Source organism: Anaerovorax sp. IOR16, from assembly GCF_017168145.1.
GTDB lineage: Bacteria > Bacillota > Clostridia > Peptostreptococcales > Anaerovoracaceae > IOR16.
The window spans coordinates 215,646-227,097 of record NZ_JADQTL010000012.1 but is presented as its reverse complement, the minus strand read 5'-3'; the positions used below and the strand labels follow the sequence as shown (position 1 = coordinate 227,097).

General features: G+C 35.9%; 13 protein-coding genes, 1 tRNA gene and 2 rRNA genes. 13 read left to right on the top strand and 3 right to left on the bottom strand.

Annotated elements, in window-relative coordinates:
- The 5 genes from I2490_RS16490 to I2490_RS16470 form a co-directional block, all read left to right on the top strand.
- A 23S ribosomal RNA gene (locus tag I2490_RS16490) occupies nucleotides 1–372 on the top strand; the annotation flags it as partial.
- Between the two features lie 65 nt (nucleotides 373–437).
- Nucleotides 438–554: ribosomal RNA gene (gene rrf / locus I2490_RS16485) — 5S ribosomal RNA — on the top strand.
- Nucleotides 555–1,560: 1,006 nt separating this feature from the next.
- On the top strand, nucleotides 1,561–1,923 hold the full coding sequence (locus I2490_RS16480; protein ID WP_206460840.1) for a BlaI/MecI/CopY family transcriptional regulator: 363 nt from the start codon (nucleotides 1,561–1,563) through the stop codon (nucleotides 1,921–1,923).
- Nucleotides 1,904–3,985 carry a M56 family metallopeptidase gene (locus tag I2490_RS16475; protein ID WP_206460839.1) on the top strand — a complete coding sequence of 694 codons (2,082 nt, stop codon included), beginning with the start codon at nucleotides 1,904–1,906 and terminating at the stop codon, nucleotides 3,983–3,985. The genes I2490_RS16480 and I2490_RS16475 overlap by 20 nt, the downstream gene beginning before the upstream one ends.
- 86 nt (nucleotides 3,986–4,071) lie before the next feature.
- Nucleotides 4,072–5,112, top strand: coding sequence for a glycosyl hydrolase family 18 protein (locus I2490_RS16470; protein WP_206460838.1), 1,041 nt, complete (start codon nucleotides 4,072–4,074; stop codon nucleotides 5,110–5,112).
- Between the two features lie 54 nt (nucleotides 5,113–5,166).
- On the opposite strand, the gene I2490_RS16465 is transcribed toward I2490_RS16470, so the two are convergent.
- The gene (locus I2490_RS16465; RefSeq protein ID WP_206460837.1) at nucleotides 5,167–5,496 is read right to left on the bottom strand and encodes a branched-chain amino acid transporter permease; all 330 of its coding nucleotides are present in this window, start codon (nucleotides 5,494–5,496) and stop codon (nucleotides 5,167–5,169) included.
- Complete coding sequence (locus tag I2490_RS16460; protein ID WP_206460836.1) at nucleotides 5,496–6,236, bottom strand: AzlC family ABC transporter permease; 741 nt, start codon at nucleotides 6,234–6,236, stop codon at nucleotides 5,496–5,498. Before I2490_RS16460 ends, I2490_RS16465 begins: the two co-directional genes overlap by 1 nt.
- 298 nt (nucleotides 6,237–6,534) lie before the next feature.
- Here I2490_RS16460 and I2490_RS16455 point away from each other — a divergent pair, with 298 nt between their 5' ends.
- On the top strand, nucleotides 6,535–7,170 hold the full coding sequence (locus I2490_RS16455) for a DUF2812 domain-containing protein (protein ID WP_206460835.1): 636 nt from the start codon (nucleotides 6,535–6,537) through the stop codon (nucleotides 7,168–7,170).
- 127 nt (nucleotides 7,171–7,297) lie between these two features.
- Here the strand turns inward: I2490_RS16455 and I2490_RS16450 are convergent.
- Nucleotides 7,298–7,374: transfer RNA gene (locus I2490_RS16450), tRNA-Arg, on the bottom strand.
- A gap of 170 nt (nucleotides 7,375–7,544) precedes the next feature.
- Here I2490_RS16450 and I2490_RS16445 point away from each other — a divergent pair.
- From I2490_RS16445 to I2490_RS16415, 7 genes are all read left to right on the top strand, one after another.
- The gene (locus I2490_RS16445) at nucleotides 7,545–8,006 is read left to right on the top strand and encodes a hypothetical protein (RefSeq protein WP_206460834.1); all 462 of its coding nucleotides are present in this window, start codon (nucleotides 7,545–7,547) and stop codon (nucleotides 8,004–8,006) included.
- A 220-nt stretch (nucleotides 8,007–8,226) separates the two neighbouring features.
- Nucleotides 8,227–8,460, top strand: coding sequence for a DUF5320 domain-containing protein (locus I2490_RS16440; protein ID WP_206460833.1), 234 nt, complete (start codon nucleotides 8,227–8,229; stop codon nucleotides 8,458–8,460).
- A 37-nt stretch (nucleotides 8,461–8,497) separates the two neighbouring features.
- Nucleotides 8,498–8,887, top strand: coding sequence for a DUF134 domain-containing protein (locus I2490_RS16435; RefSeq protein WP_206460832.1), 390 nt, complete (start codon nucleotides 8,498–8,500; stop codon nucleotides 8,885–8,887).
- Nucleotides 8,862–9,230, top strand: a complete 369-nt coding sequence (locus I2490_RS16430; RefSeq protein ID WP_206460831.1) for a NifB/NifX family molybdenum-iron cluster-binding protein — start codon at nucleotides 8,862–8,864, stop codon at nucleotides 9,228–9,230. The genes I2490_RS16435 and I2490_RS16430 overlap by 26 nt, the downstream gene beginning before the upstream one ends.
- A 1-nt stretch (nucleotide 9,231) precedes the next feature.
- Nucleotides 9,232–10,098: a nucleotide-binding protein gene (locus tag I2490_RS16425; RefSeq protein ID WP_206460830.1), complete on the top strand. Its 867-nt coding sequence runs from the start codon at nucleotides 9,232–9,234 to the stop codon at nucleotides 10,096–10,098.
- Nucleotides 10,070–10,954: an ATP-binding protein gene (locus I2490_RS16420; protein ID WP_206460829.1), complete on the top strand. Its 885-nt coding sequence runs from the start codon at nucleotides 10,070–10,072 to the stop codon at nucleotides 10,952–10,954. Before I2490_RS16425 ends, I2490_RS16420 begins: the two co-directional genes overlap by 29 nt.
- A gap of 79 nt (nucleotides 10,955–11,033) precedes the next feature.
- Complete coding sequence (locus tag I2490_RS16415; RefSeq protein WP_206460828.1) at nucleotides 11,034–11,390, top strand: NifB/NifX family molybdenum-iron cluster-binding protein; 357 nt, start codon at nucleotides 11,034–11,036, stop codon at nucleotides 11,388–11,390.
- Nucleotides 11,391–11,452: the final 62 nt, after the last annotated feature.

Below are 11,452 nucleotides of genomic sequence, written 5' to 3'. Positions count from 1 at the left end.
GGCTGAAGTAGGTCCAAGGGTTGGGCTGTTCGCCCATTAAAGAGGTACGCGAGCTGGGTTCAGAACGTCGTGAGACAGTTCGGTCCCTATCCGCTGTGGGCGTCGGAAATTTGAGTGGAGCTGTCCTTAGTACGAGAGGACCGGGATGGACATACCTCTGGTGTACCAGTTGTTCTGCCAAGGGCACGGCTGGGTAGCTAAGTATGGACGGGATAAGCGCTGAAAGCATCTAAGTGCGAAGCCCCCCACAAGAATAGATTTCCTTCAGTTTACTGATAAGACCCGTGAGAGACTATCACGTTGATAGGTCGGAGGTGTAAGTATGGCAACATATTCAGCTGACCGATACTAATAGGTCGAACGCTTGACCAATGGTTTCAAGTAAGAAGTAAAAAGATTACATTGTTTGGTTTTGAGGGTACTAACCTTCAAAAAAATCTGGTGACTATAGCAAGGAGGTCACACCTGTTCCCATATCGAACACAGTAGTTAAGCTCCTTTGCGCTGATGGTACTTGGCGGGCAGCTGCCTGGGAGAGTAGGACGTCGCCAGTTTAAAAAAAGAAGTTATCTTTTGATAGCTTCTTTTTTTTATATATGAGAATTCTAATTTCATAGATAATTATCCGCCAAGTACCTACCATAATTTATTCGGCGGGAAGGTGCCCATTTTCCGCAGTCTTAAGCTGCAATGGAAAATGGGACAGCGAAGCGAAGCGGAGGAGTGAGCCATTGGCGAACGTTGCCTGGGAGAGTAGGACGTCGCCAGTTTAAAAAAAGAAGTTATCTTTTGATAGCTTCTTTTTTTTATATATGAGAATTCTAATTTCATAGATAATTATCCGCCAAGTACCTACCATAATTTATTCGGCGGGAAGGTGCCCATTTTCCGCAGTCTTAAGCTGCAATGGAAAATGGGACAGCGAAGCGAAGCGGAGGAGTGAGCCATTGGCGAACGTTGCCTGGGAGAGTAGGACGTCGCCAGTTTTAAGTAAGAGCAGTTCTTGAAAAAGAGCTGCTTTTTTCTTGTTTTTGAAAGAACGTGGCTCGAACTTATGCAACTGGTAATGGAGTTAGTGGAAAGTTATTAACCAGTTGTAAACCTTTGACATTTATCTTGCAACGCAAGATCTTACTATAATATAAGTGGGTTCGCTTTTTTCATATGGATATAAAGCAAAAGACGATGAAAATCTATGAATCAAGATTCATGATTTTCTAGCCTAAATTCTGTCAGCAGCATTAAAATGCTGGACAGAATGTTAAAATGGGACAGCGAAGCGAAGCGGAGGAGTGAGCCATTGGCGAACGTTGCCTGGGAGAGTAGGACGTTGCCAGTTTTAGCAGTAAAATTCTACAAAGTATAACTTTGTGAATTTCTTGCATAAGTCTGCTAGCAATTTGTTTTACAAATTAAGCAGGCTAGTAAGTAAGAGCAGTTCTTGAAAAAGAGCTACTTTTTTTTGTTTTTTTATAGTTTTTATTTATTGACTATTTGGTTTATTTAGAGTAAACTTGAATCATGGTCTATTATAGATAAACTAAAAAGGAGGCAAAGAATTTGACTGAATATAAATTAGCAGAGATAGAAAGTAAATTTGTTGAGATAATATGGGAAAATGAACCAATATATTCAGGTGATTTAGTAAAACTCTGTAATAAAGAGTTAAATTGGAAAAAGTCAACAACATATACGGTTTTAAGAAAATTATGTCAGCGAGGGATATTACAAAATAATGATGCGCTTGTGACATCTTTGATTAAAAGAGATGAATTTTACTCCTTACAAAGCAAACAGTTTGTAGATGAGACATTTAACGGGTCTTTACCTAAGTTTGTTGCAGCATTTACCAGAAGTACAAAATTAAATGAAAAGGAAATTAAGGATTTATTAAAGTTAATTAATGAACATAAAGAGGTATAAAAATGGAGCAATTATTTCTTCAAATTCTAAATATGAGTATTACATCTTCCTATGTTATATTGTTTGTATCATTGTACGTAGGCTGCTTAAAAAAGCGCCTAAAATCTTATCTTATGTGCTTTGGTCTGCAGTACTGTTTCGTCTTACCTGTCCATTTTCCTTTGAGAGCATTTTTAGTCTGACGTTTGTGAATACACAAACATTGTCCTCAGATATTATGTATTCACAAAAACCGCAAGTTCAAAGTGGCATTACAATGATTGATCAAGCAGTGAATCATTCCTTACCTGTACCTGTAGCAGATGCAAGTATAAATCCTATACAAATTTGGATCTTTGTTGGTGAGATGGTATGGATATTTGGCATAGTATGTTTATTGCTTTACAGTTTTTTTACTGTCTTTCGATTACATACTCAATTAGAGAAGGCAAGAATGATTTCAGATTCTATTTACGAAATAAATGGCATTCAAACACCATTTGTGTTTGGGTTAATAAATCCTAAAATATATTTGCCGATAGGTCTTACGGAAAATGAAAGAAAATATATTATAAAACATGAACAGACACATATCAAAAGATTTGATCCTATTATAAAGCTTATTGCGTTTTTATTACTTTGTATTCATTGGTTTAATCCATTTGTTTGGGTTGCATTTTTGCTTATGTCTGAAGATATGGAGCTTTCTTGTGATGAGAGTGTAATTCGACAGATGGGGAGTGAGATAAAAAAAGAATATTCCATTTCTCTTTTATCCCTGTCTGCAGGAAGACGGATGATTGGCGGTTTTCCTCTTTCCTTTGGAGGAAATAATATAAAAGGACGTGTTATGAATATTTTAAATTATAAAAAAACTGAATTTTGGGTTATGGTTGCTGCGTTAGTTGCAGTAGCAGGGGTTTGTATAGGACTTATGAGCGATCCACCGCAAAAAAAATTAACCATTGAGGATTATGCAGATCAATTTATACAAGAAGAAATTAAAGGTTACGAAAATGCGCAATGGACAGAATTTAAAATTATAGAAAGTAAGATTACAAAGCTTGAAAAAATAGCATCGTTGGATGAAATCTTTTCTGATCCTATTGAAATATGGAGTCTTGAATATCGTTTGAAACCGGATGATATAAATAAGGTAATGCTTGCTGGCGGTATGAATGAAATTGATGGATGGATTACTGAAGATAGCAGTGCAGGTAAACCGATGTTGGTATTTTCTTATAAAAATTCTCAACCGCAGTATTTGGGTTGTATTTGGAGTGGAGAAAATGATTTAACTAAACTTTCTGGTCAGGAAACAGCACTTCGAATTTTTCTTGAAGGTTTGGAACTTTTGCCTCATGAAACATATAGTGGAAATCATATTCTTGTTAAATTTCCGTTGTCTACCGGAGAGACTTGTCAATTATTTTTATCTCAGCCAATTGTTCAAGGAGATTTAGGAATATGGTGCGTTGAGAGATGGATGGACGGAAACGGAAACATATATTATGAGACCCCGATGACAGACGGTCTAATTGAAGATTATTATAAGACGCTGCAACAACAATGTGACGAGGGGCATAAGCCATATCTCTTAGATCCGTTGCAGGTTGCGCTGAATTATATAAATAAAGACCTTGGGCAATATGTTTTCCTTGATGAGCTTGTTCCTCAATATTCTGCAAAGGTAGAGGACTTTTTAGAAACTCCCGAAAGCCATTTTATAGGGTATATTTCAGACTTTGAAATTGAGAAATATAGCAAACCTTCTTTCCATTTAGATCAGATTGAATGGCTAACAGAGGATGACTCTAAAAGACTGAATGAGTTGAATATAAATCCGGATGCTCTGCCCAATGGATACTATATATATAATCCGAACAACTATCCAATGTTTTGTCAAGTAACAAATGAAACCCAATATTATATTATCAACTGGGGAGAAGAAATAACTCATAAATCTGTTTCTATGGAGGAGTTTTTCAAAAATTTGAAACATTATTCTGATTTTACACCTCCATTCCGAGTTGTTATGAGAGATGGTTATGTACAAAGTATTACGGAGCAATATATACCATAATTTTTTTTTAGCTCGTACTTTTATTTTATAACAATATGGTATTTAATCCATATGTTATGAATAAATTGTTGGTGGAGGTACGTGCAATGAGAAATGATGTGACAGTTAGAAAGAGTATTCAAAATGGATTAAAAAAACAACAGGAACCGAAAAGAGAAATTATTGTAAATGGATACGTCTATCCAAGTGTAGACCTGAACTTAATAAGAGAAATAAGTCCGGATCTTACAGCGATTAATTTATTCAGTTATGGAATTACTGAGGATGGGGATTTACTGCCACTGAATGACGATGAACTAGTCAGTGTCTTAAAAGAAAATCAAGTAGCACCTATTATGGTACTGACATCTTTAACCGAACAAGGGACGTTTCGTACTGATTTACTGCAGATAATCCTGGATGATGAAAATTTGCAAGAAAAATTGATCAATAGAATTTTAGAAGAGATCCGTAACAAAGGATTAAATGGAGTTGATTTTGACTTTGAATATGTGGAATCAGCCTATAAAGATAAATATGCGGCATTTATTGAGAAAACAAGGAATCGGTTAAATGCGGAAGGATATATGGTAACTGCTGCTGTAGCCCCAAAGATTTCTGCAGATCAAAAAGGACTTCTCTATGAAGGGCATGATTATGCAGCGATTGGAAAAGCTGCAAATTTAATATTAGCTATGACTTATGAATGGGGATATACCTTTGGACCTCCTATGGCAGTTGCACCCATTAATAAAGTTCGTGAGGTCTTAAACTATGCCGTTACGGAAATACCCCCTTCTAAACTCCTTATGGGCATTCCCAATTATGGATATGACTGGACATTGCCTTATGTAAAAGGGGAATCTAAGGCTAGAATCCTTTCGAATGTGGATGCACAAGAATTGGCAAGGCAAAAAGGTGCCGAAATAAAATTTGATCCGGTTGCTCAGTCTCCTTATTTTAACTATACAGATGAGCAGGGGCGTGAGCATGAAGTATGGTTTGAGGATGCAAGAAGCATTCAGGCAAAACTTAATTTAGTTAAGGAATATGACCTTGCAGGTGTTGCATATTGGAACCTTACGTGGCCGTTTCCTGCAAATTGGGATGTTTTAGAAAATACCTATACTGTTACAAAAGTGGTATAATTTGAAATTTAAATGATATTTTCTATGCAGTAAATATGATATAAAAAGATGGTATTATGAAAATACCACCTGAATTAAAAACATATATAAAATGGTTCCGCCTAAAATACTAATAAGATTATTATGTTTCCATAAATGAACAATTCCAACAAATGCGATGGATAGAAACTCAGGAAGTCCAAAAGGAAACGAAGTGAGCGAAACATTTTTTAAACAATAGATAATGAGCATTGCCATAACGGCTGGTGGGAGCGCTTGTCCAATATAATCAATGGCTTTCGGTGTGCCTTTTGTGAACAAGAAAAATGGTGTTGCACGTTGTCCCATTATGACTACAGACATGACTACGACCATAAGAAAAGCATATCCTGGTGAAATCGACATTAGGACACCTCCTGTTCCATTTGTATGGTTTCTTTTTCATCTTGCAATGGTTGGAATACCAATCTTTTTTGTATTGGTGTTCGACCGATAAAAAGTAATATTAAAATGAACAGCATTGCTGGTAAAGCTAAATTTTCTCCCCCAAAAATAAATAATGCGAGTAAAGTGGCTGCAATGCCTAAAAGTGCCGGAATGTGCGTTGGATAATCTCTCCATTGATCTAGAAAGATAACTAAGAATAGTGCGGTCATGGCAAAATCCATCCCTGCGGAATTAAAGGTAATCAAAGAACCAGCCAAAGCACCTATAATAGAACCGACAATCCAATAGCTATGGTTTAAGGCAGCGATGCATAGAATAAATTTATCTTCATCGACCCCTTTGGGTGCCTTTACAGAGCAAAGTAAGGAGTAGGTTTCATCCGTCAATGCAAAAATCATGTAATACTTTTTCCAACCCATTTTACTAAATCGTTCAATGAAGGATAGACCATAGAACATATAACGTACATTGACAAGAAATGACATCATAGCGACTTCAACGAGTCCAAGACCGGTTGCCATCATCCCGACAGCAAGATATTGCATGGATCCGGAGAAAATAACAAGGCTCATAAAAAATGCCCAAAGAGCATTGTAGCCTGCGTTTTCTAAAAGCAATCCAAAAGGAATGCCAATAGACAAATACCCTAATAAAATTGGAATGGTATGAGGGAATGCTGCTTTTATTGCTTTTTTCATTTTATTTAACCTTCTTTATAATTTTATGATTCCAGTGTCATTATAGCCTTAATAGATTTTAGAAACAAGTAGATAGAACATTTGCGTAATTTTCTGTAAATTTAAAAAAATTATATTTCGCATTTTTATACATAAAGAAAGAATAGATAGTTAATAAGCTATCTATTCTTTTGGTGAGCCCAAAGAGCCTTGAACTTCCAACCTTCACACTTCATTTCAGTTCGATAGTATTGTAACTTTGAATTTAAAATGATATGATTTGCTCATAAAAAGGTGTTTCAATAGGAGAGGTATTAAAATGACTGGTTTGGATACTAAATATCAACTTTGGTTATTTTCTTTTTTTGATTATAAAGGAGTAAAAGATCACTTAAATACAATGTATGCAAGGGGTTGGGAAATTCAAAGTATTGGTACATGGCTTTGGAAATATAAAAAGATAAAACCTGCAAATAAGAAATTTAGTGTGTGTTTTTACAACGATGGTTTAGAGTGGAGCAAACAAGGTTGGCAAAAGATCTTAGAATGGAAGAAAATGCAGATTTTTTCTACTGAAGAAGATAAAGCGATACCACTAGAAATTGACGAAATTGTTAGAATGGAAAGTATGTGTAGTGCTGTAGAAAAAACTTTTATTCCAGCTTGGAAAATGGCTCTTGTTGTCATGATAATACTTACTACAAATTATGGAATAAAGTATTTTACCAATTCTCCATACTCTGACGAAGGCACTATTTGGATTTTTATACTTTCTGTATGTGGAGTTATTTTAGCAGGATTTTCACTTTTCGGATATATGTTTTGGGTAAAAAAATCTAAAGAAAGAATAGATAATGAAGGGTGTTGTATGAGTTCCAGATGGTATCGCAATTTACAGAACATATTATTAGTTGGATTCTTTGCTTTAGCGATTGGATATTTAGTAAGTAGTTGATATTGTAAGTATTCTTGTAGTAATATTACTATCTGATATAAAAGAATTGTTCAACCTAGTACATAAAAAATGAAACGTTGAATTTTCAAGGGAAAATAAAAAGAGTGCCACAATAGTGACACTCTTTTGGTGCGCCCAAAGAGACTCGAACTCCCAACCTTCGCATTCGTAGTGCGCTACTCTATCCAATTGAGCTATGAGCGCATGCTTTAGCACTGCAAGAATTATTATACAACAAAAACATACAGTTTGTAAAGAGAAAAAGTAGTATAATGTAAAAAAGAATGAAAAAAATTTTAAAGTATGTTGAAAGTGCAATTAAACTAAAAGATATTATGTTTATTAATAGAGAGATAAAGAGAGAGGGGAAAAGCATGAATAAGATAAAGAAAGCGGGAATCATTACAGGGGCGACTGTTGGCGGTGTGATTGGCGGCACAATATCATTGATTGGAAAAATGAGCGGGAAAAAAATTGTGGATGAAATTGGGGAGAGTATTGTTGATTCAACCATTCTTACAGGAAAGATTGCAGGGGATGCGGCAAGTGGAACAACAAAAATCATTTCCGGTACCGTTCGAAAAAAACCTCAAAGGATTCAGTCAGGAAAAAAAGACTTAAAAGAAGCTGGAAAGACTGTCATAGGAAATATTGAAAATAATGTACGTAATGTTGTTGAACAAGGAAGTGAAATTGTAGATGGAGCATTAAAGCACGATAAACAACGGGTTAAAAAAGGTGTAAAAAAACTGGTAAAAATGGTGGCAGTTGGTGCAGTAACAGTTGGGGCAATTCAGATTAAGGAGGAAGAGGAAAAGGATAAAGAAGAGTATTAATTTGCTTAAAAAATTAAATAATATATAATAAAACGTAAAACAACGATGGACGATATGATTGGAATTTCAATGGATTATAATAAATAAATTTGTAGTTTGTTTTAATTGATTGAAAAAAATACCATAATAAATATACAATTTGTTATTGACATATGTCGCAAACGGGGTATAATAAAACTATAAATGACATATGTCAATAATTATAAAGGAGGTATATGACATGCCAAGAAGAGATGGAACTGGACCTTTGGGATATGGATTTAAAACTGGTTTGGGACGTGGTATTGGATTCGGCATTGGAAGAGGATTAGGATGTGGTATCGGACGTGGTTATGGAAGAGGATTTAGAGTCAATCAAAATTTTTTTAAACCAGAAAAACAATTGCTTCAAAATGAAAAAAATATTCTTCAAAATCGATTGAAATGCATTGAGAAGCAGTTAGAAAATTATTAACAGATTAAATTAGTGGATAGCAGAGAGGACATAAAATATGCCAAGACCAAGAAAATGGAGAAAGGTTTGTTGCTTACCCGAAAGTAACCGATTTGGACCGCTTGATTCACCAGCGAATGCGGAAAATTTTGTTCATATGACAGTGGATGAGTATGAGACGATCCGGTTGATTGATTTAGAAGGGATGAACCAAGAGGAGTGTGCGAAGCAAATGAACATTGCACGTACAACTGTTCAAGGGATTTATAATGAAGCAAGAAAGAAGCTTGCCGAATCCTTGGTAAATGGTAAAGTGCTTCGAATTGAGGGTGGTGAATACCAGCTCTGTGACCGCTATCAAACATCTTGTGGAAGAGGCGGTTGCCACAGACGCGGATGTGAAAAGATAATGGAGGAATGTAATGAAATTAGCAGTACCAGTAAATGAAAATAATATGAATACAACAGTATGTCCATCCTTTGGACGTACCCCATACTTTCTTATTTTTGAAACAGATACAAAGGAAAGCATCTTCTTAGATAATAGTGCCGCAGCAAGCCAAGGCGGTGCAGGAATCAAAGCAGCGCAGGCCTTAGTGGACAATCATGTAGGAGCAGTATTGACTCCAAGATGCGGAGAGAATGCAGCTACCGTTTTACAAGCTGCACAGATAAAATTGTATCGGACTATGAGTGATTCTATTGAAGATAATCTTTCTGCCTTCCAGGCAGGAACACTTTCTTTGTTAGAAGAAATTCATCCTGGATTTCATAATCATGGAGGCAAATAATATGAAGATAGCTGTGCTAAGCGGAAAGGGAGGAACTGGAAAAACCTTGGTATCGGTAAATCTAGCTTCCGTAGCAGGCGAATGCTTTTATATGGATTGCGATGTGGAAGAGCCAAATGGTCATCTGTTTTTTAAACCGAAAGAGGTTAAGGAACAAGAAATATCTGTTTCCGTTCCTGTTTTTAATCATACTAAATGTAATGGATGCCGTAAATGTGTAGATTTCTGTAAATTTAATGCTTTGGCATATATTAAGGATCGAGTTTTTGTTTTTGAGGAGATTTGTCATTCATGTGGAGGATGTACGTTACTTTGCCCGCAAAATGCAATTTCCGAAAAACAAAAAATAATTGGAAAGGTGCAAATTGGCCAATCTGAAAATGTAACTGTTCATACAGGAATGATGAATACCGGTGAAGTTTCTGGTGTTCCTATCATTAATAAAATGATTAAAGATAATATAGAGCAAAAAGAAGCAATGACTTTTATTGATTGCCCACCCGGCAGTGCGTGCGTTGTTATGGAAAGTATTAAGGATGCAGATTTCTGTATTCTAGTGGCAGAACCGACGGTATTTGGTGTTCATAACTTAAGTATGGTTTATGAATTGGTTAAATTGTTTGATAAGCCGTATGGAGTTGTTCTTAATAAATGTATGGATACCGAAAATCCGGCAGAGGTATTTTGTCTAGAAAAGAATATTCCAATTCTAGGACGCATTCCATTTGATAAAGAACTTGGCACATTGAATTCCAATGCAAAAATTGCGGCTAGAGAAAAGGACGATTATCGCAGCTTGTTTTCTTCGCTGCTTCAAAAAGTGATGGAGGAGGTAGCACATGAAACAACTGTTAATTCTAAGCGGTAAAGGTGGTACCGGAAAAACAACAATTGCAAGTGCATTTATCAAATTAACTAAGGCGAATGCTTATGCTGACTGTGATGTAGATGCACCGAATCTTCATCTAATTATGAATCAATCCGTCGTTCCGAAAACAACAGACTACTATGGAATGCCAAAAGCAGATATCAATACAATGCTTTGCATTAAATGTGATAAATGCAGACAAAATTGTAGATTTGATGCAATAAAAGTGGATAAGGATTATAAGGTTGATCCTTTTGCTTGCGAGGGCTGCGGTGTCTGTGAAGCAATCTGTCCGGTTAACGCAGTATCACTAAAGCCGCATGTTGCGGGTGAACTGAAATTGTATGAAGACGAGAAATCCGTTTTTTCAACAGCTCAGCTTAAAATGGGAAGTGGAACATCAGGAAAACTGGTTACTGAAGTAAAAAACCAGATGAAATCAGCAGCAGAGAATTCGGAGTTTGCCATTGTTGATGGTTCTCCCGGAATTGGTTGTCCTGTAATTGCATCCTTAAGCGGTGTGGATATGGTACTGATTGTAGCCGAACCATCCATTTCAGGCATCAGTGATATGGAACGTATATTAAAAACGACAGCAATCTTCCAGATAAAAGCGGCTGTATGTGTCAATAAATATGATACGAATTTAAGTAACTCAGAAAAGATTGAACAATACTGTAAAAAACAAGGGATACCGTTTATCGGGAAAGTACCTTTTGATATGGAAGCAGTGAAGGCGATAAACAATGGAAAAACAATTGTAGATTCAGAATGTGCATCAGGCCAAGCTGCTAAAGAAATTTATCAACGTGCTATCGATTTGCTTTTTGATAAAAACAGCAATGAGAATGCATAGGTATATATAAATAAAAAAGGATACTATATTTAAAAGTTAAAAGAAATAGTGAAAAAGAGAAAAATGGAGGAATGAAAAAATGAGAATTGCAGTTGCAAGTGAAAACGGTATGGTTACAGGTCACTTTGGACATTGTGAAGGGTTTCTTATCTTTGATGAAAAAAACAATGAAATCATTGCAGAGGAGATGGTTCCAAATCCTGGTCATAAACCTGGATTTTTACCGAACTTTTTAGCTGACCGAGGAGTTAATGTAATCATTTCAGGTGGAATGGGCGGCGGAGCTGTTGAGATATTCAATGAAAGAAATGTAGAAGTGATTGTTGGAGCAAGCGGAAATGCGAAAAAAGCTGCAGAAGCATACTTAGCTGGTGAATTAAAATCGACTGGATCTGTTTGCCATGAGCATGCTCACCATGATGAATGTGGTAATTAATAGAAAGATGAAATGAAATTACTAATCAAAAAAGAAATCCAAAGTTATAAATTTTGGATTTC